At 45.4% G+C, this 17,608-nt stretch carries 19 protein-coding genes, 1 tRNA gene and 1 riboswitch; of the genes, 11 read left to right on the plus strand and 9 right to left on the minus strand.

Annotated elements, in window-relative coordinates; translation table 11 throughout:
- Window positions 1–36 precede the first annotated feature (36 nt).
- Entirely contained in the window at window positions 37–1,014 is a 978-nt protein-coding gene (locus LYZ37_RS10450) for a sensor domain-containing diguanylate cyclase (RefSeq protein ID WP_272785452.1), read from the plus strand.
- A 24-nt stretch (window positions 1,015–1,038) separates the two neighbouring features.
- On the opposite strand, the gene moaE is transcribed toward LYZ37_RS10450, so the two are convergent.
- The 5 genes from moaE to moaA all read right to left on the minus strand — a co-directional run bounded on the left by moaE (window position 1,039) and on the right by moaA (window position 3,818).
- Window positions 1,039–1,500, minus strand: a complete 462-nt coding sequence (gene moaE, locus LYZ37_RS10455; RefSeq protein ID WP_272785453.1) for a molybdopterin synthase catalytic subunit MoaE — start codon at window positions 1,498–1,500, stop codon at window positions 1,039–1,041.
- Between the two features lie 2 nt (window positions 1,501–1,502).
- On the minus strand, window positions 1,503–1,748 hold the full coding sequence (gene moaD, locus LYZ37_RS10460; protein ID WP_272785454.1) for a molybdopterin synthase sulfur carrier subunit: 246 nt from the start codon (window positions 1,746–1,748) through the stop codon (window positions 1,503–1,505).
- Window positions 1,745–2,224 carry a cyclic pyranopterin monophosphate synthase MoaC gene (gene moaC / locus LYZ37_RS10465; RefSeq protein WP_069666900.1) on the minus strand — a complete coding sequence of 160 codons (480 nt, stop codon included), beginning with the start codon at window positions 2,222–2,224 and terminating at the stop codon, window positions 1,745–1,747. The genes moaD and moaC overlap by 4 nt, the downstream gene beginning before the upstream one ends.
- Before the next feature lie 15 nt (window positions 2,225–2,239).
- Window positions 2,240–2,752, minus strand: coding sequence for a molybdenum cofactor biosynthesis protein B (gene moaB / locus LYZ37_RS10470; RefSeq protein WP_004748419.1), 513 nt, complete (start codon window positions 2,750–2,752; stop codon window positions 2,240–2,242).
- Window positions 2,753–2,828: 76 nt separating this feature from the next.
- Entirely contained in the window at window positions 2,829–3,818 is a 990-nt protein-coding gene (moaA, locus tag LYZ37_RS10475) for a GTP 3',8-cyclase MoaA (RefSeq protein WP_272785455.1), read from the minus strand.
- A riboswitch (molybdenum cofactor riboswitch) is annotated at window positions 3,807–3,942 on the minus strand. (Overlaps the previous gene by 12 nt.)
- A 166-nt stretch (window positions 3,943–4,108) precedes the next feature.
- Between moaA and LYZ37_RS10480 the strand changes: the two genes are divergently transcribed.
- Window positions 4,109–4,996: a YvcK family protein gene (locus LYZ37_RS10480; RefSeq protein ID WP_272785456.1), complete on the plus strand. Its 888-nt coding sequence runs from the start codon at window positions 4,109–4,111 to the stop codon at window positions 4,994–4,996.
- On the opposite strand, the gene luxU is transcribed toward LYZ37_RS10480, so the two are convergent.
- From luxU to uvrB, 3 genes are all read right to left on the minus strand, one after another.
- Window positions 4,982–5,323 carry a quorum-sensing phosphorelay protein LuxU gene (luxU, locus tag LYZ37_RS10485; protein ID WP_004748414.1) on the minus strand — a complete coding sequence of 114 codons (342 nt, stop codon included), beginning with the start codon at window positions 5,321–5,323 and terminating at the stop codon, window positions 4,982–4,984. The genes LYZ37_RS10480 and luxU overlap by 15 nt on opposite strands.
- Window positions 5,323–6,717 (minus strand): quorum-sensing sigma-54 dependent transcriptional regulator LuxO, encoded by a 1,395-nt coding sequence (gene luxO / locus LYZ37_RS10490; RefSeq protein ID WP_272785458.1) that lies wholly within the window; start codon window positions 6,715–6,717, stop codon window positions 5,323–5,325. The genes luxU and luxO overlap by 1 nt, the downstream gene beginning before the upstream one ends.
- Window positions 6,718–6,978: 261 nt before the next feature.
- Entirely contained in the window at window positions 6,979–9,009 is a 2,031-nt protein-coding gene (uvrB, locus tag LYZ37_RS10495) for an excinuclease ABC subunit UvrB (RefSeq protein ID WP_272785459.1), read from the minus strand.
- Window positions 9,010–9,556: 547 nt separating this feature from the next.
- Here uvrB and LYZ37_RS10500 point away from each other — a divergent pair.
- Window positions 9,557–9,632, plus strand: a tRNA-Asn gene (locus tag LYZ37_RS10500).
- A 317-nt stretch (window positions 9,633–9,949) separates the two neighbouring features.
- Here the strand turns inward: LYZ37_RS10500 and LYZ37_RS10505 are convergent.
- Entirely contained in the window at window positions 9,950–10,678 is a 729-nt protein-coding gene (locus tag LYZ37_RS10505) for a UTRA domain-containing protein (RefSeq protein ID WP_272785461.1), read from the minus strand.
- Window positions 10,679–10,889: 211 nt separating this feature from the next.
- Here LYZ37_RS10505 and LYZ37_RS10510 point away from each other — a divergent pair, with 211 nt between their 5' ends.
- From LYZ37_RS10510 to rsxB, 8 genes are all read left to right on the plus strand, one after another.
- Complete coding sequence (locus LYZ37_RS10510) at window positions 10,890–11,975, plus strand: ABC transporter substrate-binding protein (RefSeq protein ID WP_272785462.1); 1,086 nt, start codon at window positions 10,890–10,892, stop codon at window positions 11,973–11,975.
- Window positions 11,976–11,987: 12 nt separating this feature from the next.
- Complete coding sequence (locus tag LYZ37_RS10515; protein WP_272785463.1) at window positions 11,988–12,812, plus strand: alkaline phosphatase family protein; 825 nt, start codon at window positions 11,988–11,990, stop codon at window positions 12,810–12,812.
- Window positions 12,809–13,705 carry an ABC transporter permease gene (locus tag LYZ37_RS10520; RefSeq protein ID WP_272785464.1) on the plus strand — a complete coding sequence of 299 codons (897 nt, stop codon included), beginning with the start codon at window positions 12,809–12,811 and terminating at the stop codon, window positions 13,703–13,705. Before LYZ37_RS10515 ends, LYZ37_RS10520 begins: the two co-directional genes overlap by 4 nt.
- Window positions 13,705–14,490, plus strand: a complete 786-nt coding sequence (locus LYZ37_RS10525; protein ID WP_272785465.1) for an ABC transporter permease — start codon at window positions 13,705–13,707, stop codon at window positions 14,488–14,490. The genes LYZ37_RS10520 and LYZ37_RS10525 overlap by 1 nt, the downstream gene beginning before the upstream one ends.
- The gene (locus LYZ37_RS10530; protein ID WP_272785466.1) at window positions 14,490–15,509 is read left to right on the plus strand and encodes an ABC transporter ATP-binding protein; all 1,020 of its coding nucleotides are present in this window, start codon (window positions 14,490–14,492) and stop codon (window positions 15,507–15,509) included. The genes LYZ37_RS10525 and LYZ37_RS10530 overlap by 1 nt, the downstream gene beginning before the upstream one ends.
- A gap of 2 nt (window positions 15,510–15,511) precedes the next feature.
- Complete coding sequence (locus LYZ37_RS10535; RefSeq protein WP_272785467.1) at window positions 15,512–16,171, plus strand: HAD family hydrolase; 660 nt, start codon at window positions 15,512–15,514, stop codon at window positions 16,169–16,171.
- A 267-nt stretch (window positions 16,172–16,438) separates the two neighbouring features.
- On the plus strand, window positions 16,439–17,020 hold the full coding sequence (rsxA, locus tag LYZ37_RS10540) for an electron transport complex subunit RsxA (RefSeq protein WP_004748403.1): 582 nt from the start codon (window positions 16,439–16,441) through the stop codon (window positions 17,018–17,020).
- Window positions 17,020–17,604 (plus strand): electron transport complex subunit RsxB, encoded by a 585-nt coding sequence (gene rsxB / locus LYZ37_RS10545; RefSeq protein WP_171321008.1) that lies wholly within the window; start codon window positions 17,020–17,022, stop codon window positions 17,602–17,604. Before rsxA ends, rsxB begins: the two co-directional genes overlap by 1 nt.
- The last annotated feature ends 4 nt before the right edge of the window (window positions 17,605–17,608 follow it).

The raw sequence follows: 17,608 nt of genomic DNA on the forward strand, positions 1-17,608 counted from the left end.
AAGTAGTTGCATCATAAAATACGCGGGGGATAAGACGTGAACTCTACTTTTTCAGCTCAGATCGCCAATAACCCCGATATGATGCACGTGGTGTTTGAATCACTCCCTGAACCGACATTTCTTATCGATAAATCAGGCACCTACGTTGAGGCTTGGGGTGGTAGGGATAAAAAACGCCATCACGACCCTGCTGCGTTGGTTGGTCTCAATCAGTACCAAGTGCTGCCAGCCGACAAAGCTATTTGGTTTAGCCAAGTGATTGTCGATGTCATAGACAGCCAAACCGCTTCCGAACTTGAATACAGTTTAGACCCAAAAGATCTACGCTGCTTTGATGGCGTTGAAGGACCTCAACAAGTGCAACACTTTAGCGCGCTGGTGATCCCATTGCCGAATACTTCATTAGTGCTATGGACAGTCAGAAACATCACTGAATATAAAAGGGCTTTGGATAAACTGGCTCTCCAACAGCTAGAGCTCGAAAGATTGACTTACATCGACCACCTCACCCAAATGTATAACCGTTACGCATTAGACGTACTTTTGCCTGAAGCGATTGAACTGGCGAAGCTAAAGCTAATTGGTTCAGCTGTACTGATGATCGATATCGACTGTTTTAAGCAATACAACGACAGTTATGGCCATTTGAAAGGTGATAAAGCACTTGAAGCACTAAGCCGTGCAATTCGGGCTTGGGCAAAAAATGATGATCTCTGCTTCCGTTACGGAGGGGATGAGTTTTTGGTGTTTATGCCCAACGTGGCGGAGTGCGAAAGTATCGAGCGTGCAGAGTTACTGCAAGAGGTGGTAAAACAACTGGCAATCCCTCACCCTTCCTCTTCCGTCGGCCCCCAATTTTCAATCACAATAGGTATTCGCCACTGTCACTTAGTTCCGCAAGATATGGACGCAGAAAGATTTATCTCGATAGCGGACAAAGCACTCTTCTACGCCAAAGGGCGTCAGCGTGGCTCAATTCACCAACTAACAGACAATGAAAAAAGCTCCTGTTGATAGGAGCTTTTGATTTTAACTTAGTTAAGATTTCTGTTGCCAACGCTCAGCGGCCTTCGCATCTGAATCTCGCGAATCTACCCAACGAGTCGATTCTGTCGTGCGCTCTTTTTTCCAAAATGGTGCTTTGGTCTTAAGGTAATCCATCACGAACTCACACGCCTCAAACGCCGCACCTCGGTGAGCGCTTGAAACACCAACAAAGACTATCTGATCGCCAATATCTAAGTCGCCGACACGGTGAATGACTCGGATATTGAGAAGCGGCCAACGCTGCTCAGCTTCATTACAGATTTCACCCAGTGCTTTCTCTGTCATGCCTGGGTAGTGTTCAAGAGATAAACCAGTGACGTTATCGCCAAGGTTCATATCGCGTACTTTACCGGTAAAGGTGACGATTGCCCCTGCGGACGTACCCTGCGCGAGAGCTTCATATTCATTACCAACAGAAAAGTCTTCAAATTGAACTGAAACGCGATTGTCCATAATTAGCCCCCTGTTACCGGCGGGAAAAACGCGACTTCGTCACCTGACTGAATTGGGTGCTCAAGAGGAACAATCGACTGGTTCACTGCTGCAAGTAATTTGCCCGGCTCTAATGCAAGATCCCACTTACCGTCTTGCTCTACCAAGTGGCTACGCACCTCTTCCACAGTGGAGAAGTCGCCTTCAAGCTGAAGTTCGTCCATCCCGACCAATTCACGCGTTTGAGCGAAAAATAGAACCTTAATCATGACTCCACCTTAAAGTGTCCAGATTTACCACCGGTTTTTTCTAGTAAACGAACTTGGCCAATCACCATATCTTTCTGTACTGCTTTACACATATCGTAAATGGTTAGCGCAGCAACAGAAGCGGCAGTCAGGGCTTCCATTTCAACCCCAGTCTTACCCGCTAGCTTACACACAGACTCAATACGAACCATATTTTCAGCTTCGATCGCTTCTAGCTGCACTTCAACTTTTGACAGCAGTAATGGGTGACACAGTGGAATTAAATCCCAAGTTTTCTTCGCTGCTTGAATACCGGCAATGCGCGCGGTCGCAAACACGTCACCTTTATGGTGAGAGCCAGAGACAATCAATTGCAAAGTCTCAGGTGCCATATGCACAAAAGCTTCAGCGCGAGCTTCGCGCACCGTCTCTGCTTTGGCCGAGACATCAACCATGTTTGCTTCACCAGAAGCGTTGATATGAGTGAATTCGCTCATTAACTGCTCCTAAGATTAAACCGCTAGGTGAGGCATAAAGTTACATGGGCGGTGGCTTGCATCAAGTTGTTGCTTGATGATCTTTGTCCAACCAGTACGGCACGCGCCCGTAGAACCCGGCATAGCAAAAATCACAGTATGGTTAGCAAAACCCGCGATAGCGCGAGATTGAATGGTAGAAGTACCAATCTCTTCATAAGAGACCATGCGGAATAGCTCACCAAAACCTTCGACTTCTTTGTCAAATAGAGGTTTTAGCGCTTCAGGCGTGCTGTCGCGAGAAGTAAAACCTGTACCGCCAGTAATCATTACAGCTTGCACATTTTCATCCGCAATCCACTGAGAGACGATAGCGCGAATCTTGTACATATCATCAATGACGATCTTCTTATCGACAATGTTATGACCCGCTTCTTTTGCATTCTCAACTAGGTAGCCACCTGAAGTATCGTTTTCTTCAGTGCGCGTGTCAGAAACGGTTAGAACTGCGATATTTGCTGGTTGAAATTTGCTTTCTGCGTGACCCATTTGTTCACCTATAGTTTTGTCAAAGTCAATTCATGCTCACTCATACGTGAACACGAAGTTTGATTAATGAAGTGTATCAGCCGCCGATCGAGGCCAAGTGCGGAGTCATGCCTGAATTTCCGTCATGGAGGAAATGGCTCACCGACTTGGTTTGCAGCTGCTGTTGAATTCGTTCGATTAGTTCTGGCTCTTGATCATCTTGTTGAAGTAAATCACGTAGCTCAACACCATGATCACCAAACAGACATAAGTGAAGCTTACCTTTAGCGGATACACGCAAGCGGTTACAGCTTTCACAAAAGTCTTTTTCATACGGCATGATCAAACCGATCTCACCTTGGTAATCAGGATGGACAAAAACCTGAGCAGGACCGTCGTTCTTATCTCGCACTTTTAGTAGCCAACCGTTGGCGATCAATTGATTGCGAATCGCGACACCGGAAACATGGTGACGTTGGAACAGTTCATCCATTTCCCCGGTTTGCATCAGCTCGATAAAGCGAAGTTGGATTGGACGGTCTTTAATCCAGTATAGAAAGGCGGGTAACTCGTGCGCATTCAGATCCTTCATCAATACAACGTTGACTTTGACCTGGTCGTAACCCACTTCAAAAGCGCGATCAATGCCTGCCATCACTTGGGTAAATTTATTTTCACCCGTGATTTGATGGAACATGCGTGGGTCTAAGCTATCAACACTAACATTAATATGTGTCAGTCCTGCCTCTTTCCAATCGGCGACTTGCTTTTCCATACGGTAACCGTTGGTTGTCGTCGCGACTTTGCTAATACCCTGCGTTGAAGCAACGGTATGAATAATATCGTTGAAATCTTTGCGTAGGCTAGGCTCACCACCTGTAATACGTACTTTTGAGGTACCGCAATCAGCAAACGCTCTAACGACACGTTTTATCTCTGGCAGAGCTAAAAAAGACGAGTTTTTTTGCCCAGAAGGCTTATAGCCATCAGGCAGACAATATGTGCATTTGAAGTTACAGACATCTGTAACGGAAAGTCGCAAGTAATAAAACTTGCGATGGAATCTATCTTCGAATTGTTGCGCCACGGAACACCTTTCCAAACACGGGAGGCATAATCATTTCCAAGTATGCCCTTGTGACAACATGTCACTGGCTCAATAGGCTTATCACTCTGGACTTAGCTTATAGAGCTCGGAGTTATGGCAACTACCCTACATTGTGGTAGTGCTGATAAATAAAATACTTAATATTTGTATGTGATTCTACCCTCAAATTGAAAAAATCGTGCTTGGAGCCCAATTTACCCAATATTGAGTATTGGTTATTAATGCAATAATCTAAATTGTAGTTGGTTATGAATAAAAAGAAGCTCAGCATGACAATTTACGCTAGCAATAAAGTGGTCGCTGTCGGTGGAGGCCACGGCCTTGGACGTATGCTTGCGGCACTCAAAGATTTTGGCTCAAACGCAACGGGGATTGTTGCTACCACAGATAACGGCGGCTCCACTGGTCGCATTCGCAATTGCCAAGGCGGCATTGCATGGGGAGATACGCGCAACTGTATCAATCAGCTTATCACTGACCCTTCCATCAGTTCGATGATGTTTGAATACCGCTTCAAAGGTGCCGGAGAACTTGATGGGCATAATCTGGGTAACTTGATGCTCACCGCCCTCGACAACCTGTCCGTTCGCCCTCTAGATGCTACAAACCTGATTCGCAATATGCTTAAGGTTGATGTCAATATCATTCCGATGTCGGAGCACCCTTCAGATTTAAAAGCGCTCGCACCAGATGGGCGTTGGGTCACCGGAGAGACCAGTGTTGATGAGATGCCCGAAAAGTTGATTCGGCTCGATCTCGAACCTGAAGTCCCTGCCACTAAAGAAGGTGTACAAGCTCTTGAAGAGGCTGACGCGATTATTCTCGGCCCTGGCAGTTTTCTGACCAGTATTATGCCGCCATTACTGCTCCCTGAAATAGGACGAGCGATTGCCAATAACCGCAAAGCAAAACTGGTGTTTGTCGAGAACCTTTCGCCTGAGTACGGCCCTGCTGGGCAAATGACATTACAAGAAAAATTGGAATGGTGTGAACGCTCTTGTCAAGGTCGCAAAATAGATGTGGTTTTGGGTGAAACACCTCATCCAGAGCTTGAAGAGTGGAACTGCGTCACAACACCGCTAGCCTCACCCAATCGCGACTGGCGTCACGATAGGGCTAAGCTGCAACAAGCGATTGAGTGGTTACTGGTTGAATAGTTGCTGATATCTCTGCTGGGTTTCACTCAGTAGAGATAACATTTGCTGTTTATTGCTTTCTGATTCAAGAGAAGTACCAGACTTAGCACTAGAATCCACCTCTGCAGAATACGCACGAAGTGCTTCTGCACCAAAACTGGCCGCACTGCTTTTTAATGCGTGACTGATCTCTTTCAAGTACTGCTCTTGCTCTTGGCCTTCGATTTGCGAGAGCTTATCGATATACATTTGCAACTCGTTTAAAAATATCTCAAGCAAAACAGGGACATTTTCAGCACCAATTTCACTAGCGAGTCGGTCGATTTTACTTTGATCTAAAATGTCCACTATTGTACTTCCTTGGCATTCCACGCTTGTAGTTTTCTGTAAATGGTTGATGGGCTTACATCCAAATAGCCCGCAGCTTTCGGTATGTTACCATCACACGCTTTTATCGCCTGTTCAATGGCATTTTTCTCAGTAAGCCACAAAGGGAATATATCTTGTACTGAGACTGTTTCATTTTGCGGCCTCGTCACTCGAATCTCATTTTTTGATGGTTGATTGAGCGGTGGTGGCAACATGGCTAAATCAATCTCACGGCCGTTGTTTAACACCACCACATTACGTAAGACATTTTGCAACTGACGTACATTACCCGGCCATTCGTAGCGCGAGAAACGATCGACAACCTCAGGCGCTAAACGAACAAAATCTTTACCCTCTTCCTTAGACATGAAACCCAGTAGTGAATAGGCAATTTCAATAATATCGTCACCGCGCTCACGCAAAGGTGGCAAATGAAGAGGGATAACATACAAACGATAGTACAAATCTTCGCGGAAGCGCCCTTCTTCGACTTCTTTCCAAGGATCTTTATTGGTTGCACAAACAAAACGTACGTCCACGCTCTTCATCTTCGACGAACCCACTTTCTGGAAGGTACCGGTTTGAATAAAACGTAACAGCTTAGTTTGCAAATCTAAGTCCATTTCACACAGCTCATCAAGGAAAAGCGTGCCGCCATCAGCAAGCTCCGCCGCGCCTTGGCGATCCGTTGCAGCGCCAGTAAATGCGCCTTTGACGTGACCAAATAGCTCACTTTCAATCAAATCTTTTGGGATGGCAGCACAGTTGATGGCAATAAACGGTTTGTCACCGCGCTTACTGGTGGCGTGAATTGCTTCCGCACATACTTCTTTACCTGTACCACTTTCACCAGTGATAAAAATACTGGCTTTACTCGTCGCCGCCGAGTCTATGGTTCTGTATACCGCCTGCATTGTTTGACTACTGCCGATAAAGCCTTGATAACCCTGACTTCCCGGGTTATCACCATCGTTTTTCAGCTTGTTCGCTTTACGCAGAGCATTATTAACCGTTACACGGAGTCGATCAGCTTCACAGGGTTTAATTAGGAAGTCTTGCGCGCCATGACGCATTGCTTCTACGGCGGTATCAATCGAACCATGCGCAGTCATAAAAATGACGGGCACATCCGGGTTCTTTTCTTTCACCGCATGCAAGACGTCCATACCAGTCATATCAGGTAATCGGAGATCGAGCAGGATAAGGTCAGGGGTTCTGAAATTGAGGCTATCAATGGCATCTCGGCCAGTGCCGACGATGTTGATATCGATTTGAAGTGGCGTGAGATAAGAACGATACAGCGCCGCTACAGAGGCGGTATCTTCAACCATCAACAAATACTTTGAGTTTTTTGCTTGTGTATTATATTGCATAACCTAGCCAAGGCATTCTTCGCATTTATATAAATAATCGCATTGCGCTTTGCATTATGCAATTTAAAACACGAAATAGTCCTGAATAGGGTGATGAATAACGCATTTTGAGGCCAATTTAATTTGGCACGCTATATGCTAAATCTACTATGACCCTCATGGGTCACCTAGCCAACTGACGTTGTTAGTGAACTTAGTATTCACAAATTACAGCCAGTAGAACCAAGTTTCTACTGGCTATTTTTTCGTCTTAAATTCGTGTTAGCTATTAACAATAAACTGCTTGCGAAGCTTATCTATCTCATCCCTCTTCTGCGCTGCAAGTTCAAACTCTAAGTCTTGGGCATGTTGATACATCTGCGCTTCTAGTTTGCTAATCTCTTTATCAAGTTGTTGAGGCGTCATCACATCATAGCTCTGCGAAGGCTCAGCCACTTTAGACAATGGGACAGTCTTGCTAGCGCGCTGCTTCTTACTCTTGGTAATGTCACCTAGCTCCATAATGTCTTTAACATTACGTTTTAGCGCTTGAGGCTCAATGCCCATCTTCTCGTTGTAAGCTTGCTGTTTTTCACGTCGACGGTTGGTCTCTCCCATCGCTTTGTCCATTGACTTGGTAATGCTGTCAGCGTACAGAATCGCTTTACCCGCCACATTACGTGCTGCACGGCCAATCGTCTGGATGAGCGAGCGCTCTGAACGCAAGAAACCTTCTTTATCAGCGTCTAAAATCGCCACTAAGGAGACTTCTGGCATATCTAAGCCTTCACGGAGTAAGTTGATCCCTACTAGCACATCAAATTCACCAAGACGCAAGTCGCGAATGATTTCGACCCTTTCCACCGTATCAATATCTGAGTGGAGGTAGCGAACCTTAACATCGTGCTCAGTGAGGTATTCAGTTAAATCTTCCGCCATTCTCTTGGTTAGCGTCGTCACCAGAACTCGCTCATCTTTAGCAGCGCGAATACGAATTTCTGACAGCAGATCATCCACCTGTGTGGCGACCGGACGCACTTCAAGTTGAGGATCGAGCAAGCCTGTAGGACGAACAACTTGATCCGCAATTTCACCATCCGATTTCTCTAGTTCATAGTTACCCGGCGTTGCAGAGACAAATATCGTCTGAGGCGAAATAGATTCAAACTCTTCGAACTTCATTGGTCGATTGTCGAGTGCCGAAGGCAGACGGAAACCAAACTCCACCAGCGTCTCTTTACGCGAGCGGTCACCTTTGTACATGGCACCAATCTGAGGCACGGTAACGTGGGATTCATCAATGATCAGCAAACCATCGTGAGGCAAGTAATCAAACAAGGTTGGTGGCGGCTCACCCTCACTACGACCACTTAGATAGCGTGAGTAGTTTTCGATACCTGAACAAAATCCCAGCTCGTTCATCATCTCAATGTCAAACTGAGTACGCTGCGAGATACGCTGCTCTTCAAGCAGTTTGTTGTTATCAAGTAGGTGCTTCTTGCGCCCTTCAAGCTCCACTTTAATTTTCTCTATCGCATCAAGAATTCGCTCTCTTGGCGTAACATAGTGGGTTTTGGGATAAATCGTGTAACGTGCTAAGTCACGCTGTTTGACTGCTCCTGTCAGCGGATCAAACACACTAATACAATCAATCTCATCATCGAACATCTCGATACGCACCGCGTCTTGATCGGATTCAGCCGGAAAAATATCAATCACTTCGCCACGCACGCGGAACTGGCCGCGCTCAAATGCGACGTCATTACGGCTATATTGCAGCTCGGCCAGACGACGCAGAATATCGCGCTGATCCATCACATCTCCACGGCGGATATGTAGCATCATTTGCAGATAAGATTCAGGGTCACCCAAACCATAAATCGCCGACACAGAAGCGACAATAATGGCATCTTTACGTTCTAACAGGGCTTTGGTCGCAGAGAGACGCATCTGCTCAATATGCGCGTTAACGGAAGCATCTTTCTCAATAAAGGTATCAGTCGTTGGCACATAAGCTTCAGGCTGGTAGTAATCGTAGTAAGAAACAAAGTATTCAACGGCATTATTAGGGAAGAAAGATTTCATCTCACCATAAAGCTGAGCCGCTAGCGTTTTATTCGGAGCAAGTAGAATAGCTGGACGCTGCGCGCTCGCAATTACATTGGCAAGTGTAAAAGTTTTTCCTGAACCAGTTACGCCAAGTAAAGTTTGGTGGGCTAAACCTGAATCAAGACCATCAAGCAGTTGCTCAATCGCGGTAGGCTGATCGCCAGAGGGCTTATAATCAGACACTAAATCAAAAACTTTACTCATACTTCATCTCTGTCTAGTCATACGTTGTAGACTCTATTGTGGCTGTGTATATATACAGACTCAAGCGATAACGAAAAAATTAATCTCTGTTTTGCATAAAGTGGCATTTTGCCGCTAGATCATTACCTTTAATCCTGATATTATCTTTCGCCCTGCTAGAGATCCACCTCGAAAACAAACCCAAACAAGCCCACAGCTTATCCACATTTTTATCTTATTTTTAGTTTATTCCACACAATTCGAATATCGTCGAGTCGCTAATTTTCTCAACCTTTTTACGTTTAAATCGCTATATAACAACACTTTACTGGTCAGCATTCCCAACTCTGCTCAATGAGAATGACTGCTATTTTTACAATTCTCTGACTTACTCAAATTTCACACACATAGTTATCCACAATTTTGGTGGATAAGTAAATCTACCCCTTATTTGGTAAGGGCTTCAGGAAAGTAAAGTATTTTTTATGTGTTTTTTTTCGTTACAATCGCACTCTTCATATTGACACTACTCTAGCTGATCGCTAATATTCGCCTCGCTCAAAGCAATTCCCCCTTAGTTCAGTTGGTAGAACGGCGGACTGTTAATCCGTATGTCGCAGGTTCGAGTCCCGCAGGGGGAGCCAAATTTAGAAAAAGCCGTGTCGTAAGACGCGGCTTTTTCGTATCCAATGCTCCTGGTTTGTGCCAAACCAATGTCTCAGACCTAGCCGGCCGCGTTGAGTCCCGACAGAGGGGAGCCAAATTCAGAAAAAAGCTCAGTCGAAAGACTGGGCTTTTTTCGTTTTTAGCTGCGACTTGCTTGTTCCAAGCAAATTTCTCAGAGCTGGCCGGCTGCGTTGAGTCCCGACAGCGGGATGCCAAATTTAGAAAAAGCCGTGTCGTAAGACGCGGCTTTTTCGTATCTAATGCTCCTGGTTTGTGCCAAACCAATGTCTCAGACCTACCCCACACTGTCGATGCGTATCATTACTGCATCGGGGCGCCAATATTCCAACTCACAATCCATTAGCTCGCCATCTTGTTTATAGTTGACTCGGCATATTTTCAATACGGGCTGCCCTTCCGCTAAGTTCAGTGCTTTAGCAACATGAGCAGGCGCAGACGTTGGAATTACATCAAAACGAGAACGCTTGGTTTCATAACCGTACTTATCTTGGTAAATACCGGTAAGCGACATGGTTAAGTTTTCCGACAAAATATCAGTGAACAAAGTCGCCTTTAATACGTTCTCAACAAATAGAACGGCTCGACCATCTATGTATCGAAGGCGTTCAATAACGTGAATCGGGGTGATCTGATCGATGTCTAATGCTTGGGCATATTCACCTGCTGCCATCTCACTGCGAACACTGACCAGTTTGGTTTCTGCAATGCGATCTTGCTGGCGAATCATTTGATGGAAGTGCGAGCGTGATAACGGGTTGTAGCAAATGCGCTCTGGTGACACATACCAACCGCGACGCTCCTCGCGATAGATTAATCCCTCCGTTTCCAAAGAAACTAATGCATCTTTAATCGTAATTCGGGTTGTCGAGAACAGCTCACTAAGCTCTCTTTCTGAAGGAAGCTTTTGTCCCTCAGACATGAATCCCGAATCAATCTGCTCTCTTAAGCTCGCTTTAATTTTTCCAAGCTGAGTTCTGGATTGGCTAGTTGCCACTACTCTCATTACTGACCTAGTCCATTAGTTGGTTTATGAACAATCTAAGTCGTAGAGGTAACAGAAATATGACATACCCTATTTGCTGAACTAATCAACAAATGAAATATTACTGCCATTAAAACTCATTAAAACTGTCAAATAACTTGAGCGAAACCGTCACATTTTCTCCATAGCATACAAAACGAACTTACTGACCTAGTCCAGAAGGATGGAAACAATGAAAACTTTGCTAAGTTGTTCAACTACTTTTTCTGTAAAGAAAATCGCGCCAGCAGCACTGATGGTCGCAACACTGTCAATGCCAGCAATGGCCAATGACGCAGACCTAGAAACACTGATTAAAGCCGCGCAAAAAGAAGGCGCCGTTTACAGCGTAGGTATGCCAGACAGTTGGGCAAACTGGAAAGATACTTGGGTAGACCTGAAATCAAACTACGGTTTAAAGCACCAAGATACCGACATGAGCTCAGCACAAGAGATTGCTAAGTTCGAAGCAGAGAAGAAAAACGCCACAGCAGATATTGGTGACGTAGGTTTCGCCTTTGCACGAGTTGCTGTAAAGAAAGGCGTTACGCAACCATACAAACCAACAACGTGGAGCGATATTCCAGACTGGGCTAAAGATAAAGAGGGTCACTGGGCTTTAGCTTACACTGGCACCATTTCGTTTATCGCCAACAACAATCTTGTTAAAGACGCACCTAAATCTTGGGATGATCTACTAAAAGGTGATTACAAAGTTACCGTTGGAGACGTTGGTGTTGCTGCACAAGCAAACAATGCCATTCTTGCCGCCGCTTTCGCTAATGGCGGTGACGAATCGAACCTAAAGCCAGCCATCAAGTTTTTTGCTCAACTGGCAAAACAAGGTCGTTTGTCGTTCACCGATCCCAATATAGCTAACCTAGAGAAAGGTGAAGTTGAAGTCGCGATTATGTGGGACTTCAACGCACTTAACTACCGCGATAAGATCGACCGCGAGCGCTTTACCGTCAATATTCCGCAAGATGGCTCTGTGATTTCTGGTTACACCACCATCATCAACAAGTACGCGAAAAACCCAAATGCAGCCAAACTGGCTCGTGAGTACATCTTTAGTGACCAAGGCCAAATCAATCTTGCTGAAGGCTATGCGCGCCCAATTCGCAGCAACATTACCCTACCAAAATCAGTTCAAGCCAAACTGATTGCCAACGACCAGTACAGCAATGTGCACCCAGTAACAGACTTCTCTGCATGGGAAAAATCAGCTCGTAAGCTACCACGTCAGTGGCAAGAAAACGTATTAATCCACCAGCAATAAGAGTCAGTTGCCATGAGCAATAAGGTTATCCTTGTTGTTTTAGATGGACTTAACTATCAGGTAGCCCGTGACTGCATGGGCTACCTAAATGGTCTTCTAGAACAACCCCATCCGAATCCAGCGATGCGCGCATCACTTTACCCAGTCCAAAGTGAGTTACCGTCGATGTCTCGCCCATTGTATGAGTGCATTCTAACTGGTATTCGCCCGGTAGAAAGTGGCATCGTCAACAATGATATCGTGCGCTTATCAAACCATGAATCCATCTTCAGCTTGGCGAAGGCACAAGGTAAAGTGACAGCCGCTGCCGCTTATCACTGGGTGAGTGAACTCTATAATCGAGCGCCGTTTAATCCAGTCACCGATCGCTTTACTCATGATGAATCACTCAATATCCAGCATGGCTGCTTCTACCACTGGGACCACTACCCAGACGAAGCACTATTTTTAGATGCAGAGCATTTACGTCGTACTTATCAACCCGACTTTCTGCTGATTCACCCAATGAACATCGATGATATGGGCCACAAGCACGGGCTAGATTCTCGCCAGTATCGCAATAGTGCTCGCGGTGCGGACATTATTCTTTCCAATTACATTGAGAATTGGTTAGCAGACGGCTACCAAGTTTTGATCACCAGTGACCATGGCATGAACAACGATCTCTCTCATGGGGGCATATTGCCTGAAGAGCGCGAAGTGCCTCTGTTTGTGATTGGCGATCTGTTTACTCATCAAGAATGTCACGTTAAGCAAACCGACCTTTGCGGACTTGTTTGCCAACTATTAAACCTTGACCACACTAAGCCTTACACTCAGGAATTGTTAGCCTTATGAGCAGTTCTGTTCTCACTCCGAGTTCGAGCCAATCGAACTCCGCAAAACCGAAATCAATGCAATGGCTGAGTCGCTATAAGCCAGCTCTTTGGTTGGCACCTTTCGCACTGTTTTTCTATCTGTTTCAGCTAGCCCCAATGATTTGGGTCTTGATCAATAGTTTTATCTATGACGATGAGTTTGCTTTCGATAACTACCTGGAAGTGCTCGACTCAGCATTTATGATGCAGGCATTTGGCAACAGCTTATGGTTAGCAGTTTGGTCAAGCGTTGTTGGGCTCGCGATTGCGACCTTATTGGTTTCTTCATTGCGCCGCGTTGACAGTAAAATCCGCGATGGTGTTATTGCCTTTACTAACATGAGCAGCAACTTTGCTGGCGTACCACTCTCCTTTGCTTTCATCATTATCTTGGGGACAAACGGAGCCATTACCTTGCTGCTCAAACAATACGGTTTGCTGGGTGATTTTGACTTATATGGAAAGTGGGGCTTACTGGCGATTTATATCTATTTTCAGATCCCACTCGCGGTGTTACTCCTCTATCCTGCGTTTGATGCATTAAGTGATGATTGGCAAGCCGCCGCTGCACTGCTTGGGGCACGCACCTCACAGTATTGGACAAAGGTCGCTCTGCCTGTCCTTTCCCCCGCCTTATTTGGCACCTTTATCATCCTTGTCGCCAACGCGATTGGTGCCTACGCCAGTGTGTACGCGTTAACGTCGGGCAACTACAACGTTATTACCATTCGTATCGCAAGCTTGGTATCCGGTGACTTGTTCCTTGAGCCAAATCTAGCCGCCGCCATTTCCGTGATTCTTATGGCTCTGCTTGCCTTTATCACCGTCATCAACCAATGGCTTATTTCAAAAAGCTACGCAGGTAGGAAGTAATGCAAAACGTGAATACTCGATTCCATAAATCTGTGGTTTACACCATTGTAGGTATCATGTTGATTCCTATTTTGGCGACCTTAGTTTACTCGCTCTCATCACGTTGGGGCGCAACCATTCTGCCAGACGGGTTTACTTTTGATTGGTACATCAAGCTGCTGACTGACCCTCGCTTCTTGCAAGCCTTTGGGCGTTCATTGTTTATCTGTATCGCCGCGCTAGCGTTAAGCGTTGTTTTGATACTCCCGGCAATATTTGTGGTGTTTTATTATTTCCCTAAGCTCGACAAGCTAATGAATATCATGATTTTGCTACCTTTTGCTGTGCCACCAGTGGTCTCCTCTGTGGGCTTACTCCAGCTCTATGCCGATAGCGACATTTCGCTGATCGGAACCCCGTGGATTTTGATTGGTACTTACTTCACTATCGCACTGCCATTTATGTATCGCGCGATCTCGAACAGCTTCGAAGCAATTAATCTGCATGACTTAATGGATGCAGCCCACCTACTAGGCGCAAGTACAAGCAAAGCATTCCTATTGATCATATTGCCAAATTTGAAGAAAGGCTTAATGGCTTCGCTGTTCCTTTCATTCTCGTTCTTACTGGGGGAATTTGTGTTCGCCAACATCTTGGTCGGTACTCGTTATGAAACCCTACAAATTTACTTGTACAACATGCGTCAAACCAGTGGTCACTTTACTTCCGCATTAGTCATGACCTATTTCCTATTTATTTTCTTACTGACTTGGATGGCAAGTCGTTTCAGCCGAGGAGTCAAATAATGAGTTACGTAACCGCGAATAACCTGACCAAGCGCTTTGGTGATAACACGGTTTTTGAACAGATTCAGTTCACCATTGAGCAAGGTGAATTCATCACTTTGTTGGGCCCAAGTGGCTGCGGTAAGTCGACCCTACTGCGCAGTCTTGCCGGGCTAAATCCTGTGGATGGCGGCGAAATTTGGGTTAATGGTGAGGACATCACTCACCAAGTGCCACAAGAACGTGGCATTGGCATGGTGTTTCAGTCTTACGCATTGTTTCCCAACATGACGGTTGAAGGCAATATCGCGTTCGGCTTAAAGATGAAGAAGCTCAGCATTGATGAGATTCAGCGCGAGGTGGCTAAGGTTATCCAACTGGTTGAGTTAAAGGGCAAAGAAAAGCACTACCCTCATCAGCTTTCTGGCGGACAACGTCAACGTGTTGCACTCGCGCGTGCTTTAGTCGTCAAGCCACGTATTTTGCTCCTTGATGAACCGCTCTCTGCACTCGATGCTAAGATCCGTAAACATCTTCGTCAGCAAATTCGTGATATTCAAAAAGAGATGAATCTAACCACTATTTTCGTTACTCACGACCAAGAGGAAGCGATGATCATGTCGGATCGGATCTTCTTGATGAACAAAGGCGAGATTGTACAAGCAGGGACACCGGAAGAGATTTACACTCATCCTGCCAACGAGTTTGTGGCAAGCTTTATGGGGCATTACAACTTGGTCGACGCCAATAAAGCGAAGCAGCTATTCAACATAGACACGGAGTGGAAAGTCGCCGTTCGACCTGAGTCAATTTACGTCAAAGAACAAGGCCGAAAATACGGTAGCCATATCTCTGCGCCACAAACCGGCACAATCAAGAACCACCAGTTGCTTGGCAATGTTATCCGCTACCAAGTGGAAGTTGATGAGTGTGAGCTCACCGTTGATCTACTCAATCGTTCATCAGAGCGTTTACTCGCCAACGGCAACCAACTAGAACTGCTGTTTAACCTAAATGAAATTCAACCTGTGAGAGCCTAACCATGTCTAAACCTTTGTACGTATTCGATCTAGACGAGACCTTAATCAATGCTGATTGTGCAATGATTTGGAATGAGTTTCTGGTTGACAAAGGTATCGCGACTGAGCCGAACTTCATCGATGAAGACAGACGTTTAATGAGTTTGTATGCCGAAGGTAAGTTAGATATGCAAGACTACTTAACCTTCTCTATGGCACCATTAGCGGATATGCCTGTAGAACAAGTGAAGTTGCTGGTAGAAGAGTGTGTAAAAACTCGCATTCTAGATAAACAGTTCCCTCAATCTAAACCCTTAATCGAGCAACTCTCTCGTGATGGTATTGATATGCTAATTATCTCTGCCAGTGTGACTTTCTTGGTTGAAGCGGTGGGGCGTCAGCTAGGCATTCACACCGCACTTGGTATCGATCTCGTTTCAAAGGCCGATCATTACACCGCCAAGATACTAGGTGTACCAAGTTATCGTGAAGGCAAAGTCACTCGCTTAAAGCAGTGGTTAGAAGAAGGTTCAGAGTCGTATTCTGAACTGCACTTCTACACTGACTCAATCAATGACTTGCCACTGTGCGAGTACGCTGATTACGCTTATTTGGTCAATCCATGCCCTCGTTTGAAAGCACACGCGAACCAACCAAATTGGACCATACTTAATTGGGGTTAACGCCAAGGTTTTGCTTGAACACATCACAATGGAATAACCCAAATTCAAAGAGCAACCTCGTGTTGCTCTTTTCTCTCTCCTCAGCCAAACATTCACTAGGCAAAATCTAAATGCCAGTTTTCCTTTACTAAGTCGTATTTATTCAACTTTTTTAGCACAATCTCGTATAATTTTTATTCAATAATATAAAACCTTATCTTTCCTTGGTTGTTATTGAACAAGCAAAGCAGGATAATGTCGGGATCGGAATTTCTAAATTATATAACTATGACCGAATATCTTTTGTTGTTGGTCGGCACTGTGCTGGTCAACAACTTTGTACTGGTGAAGTTTCTGGGCTTATGTCCATTTATGGGTGTTTCTAAAAAACTAGAAACCGCTATCGGAATGGGGTTAGCGACAACGTTCGTTTTGACCTTAGCATCCGTGTGCGCGTATCTCGTAGAGAATTACATTTTAGATCCACTCAACCTGCAATATTTGCGCACCATGAGTTTTATTCTGGTGATCGCGGTTGTGGTTCAATTTACGGAGATGGTCGTACATAAAACTAGCCCGACTCTGTATCGCCTATTAGGTATTTTCCTTCCTCTGATCACCACTAACTGTGCGGTTCTGGGTGTAGCGCTACTTAACATTAACGAAAACCATAACTTTATCGAATCGATCATCTATGGTTTCGGTGCGGCGGTTGGCTTTTCATTGGTACTGGTGTTGTTTGCCTCTATGCGCGAACGCCTTGCCGCTGCTGACGTCCCTATGCCATTCAAAGGCGCATCAATTGCGATGATTACCGCTGGATTAATGTCTCTAGCATTCATGGGCTTTACTGGTTTGGTGAAACTGTAATGAGCTCAATAGTAATCGCAATAATCGCCATCGCGGTTCTCGCCGCTATTTTCGGTGCGATCCTTGGTTTCGCTTCGATTCGCTTTAAAGTTGAGGCGGATCCTATTGTTGATCAAATAGACAGCATTCTACCGCAAACCCAATGTGGTCAGTGTGGCTACCCCGGATGCCGACCATACGCTGAGGCTATCGCCAATGGTGATGAAATCAACAAATGTCCTCCGGGTGGTCAGGCAACAATAGAAAAGCTTGCGGACCTAATGGGAGTCGAAGCAACCGACTCGGCACACGACCTTGAAAACGCAGTAAAAACCGTCGCATTTATCCACGAAGATATGTGTATTGGCTGTACTAAGTGTATTCAAGCCTGTCCAGTAGACGCCATTGTGGGTGGGACAAAAGCACTTCATACCGTGATTAAGGACGAATGTACTGGGTGTGATTTATGTGTTGCTCCTTGCCCAACAGACTGTATTGAAATGATTCCTGTAGAAACCACTACAGCGAGCTGGAAGTGGCAGATGGACGCCATTCCTGTTGTTGATATTACCGATTCTGCGGCCAAGCAGAACAGCGGGAGTTAAGGAC

The sequence above is a fragment of the Vibrio tubiashii genome, assembly GCF_028551255.1.
Classification (GTDB): domain Bacteria; phylum Pseudomonadota; class Gammaproteobacteria; order Enterobacterales; family Vibrionaceae; genus Vibrio; species Vibrio tubiashii_B.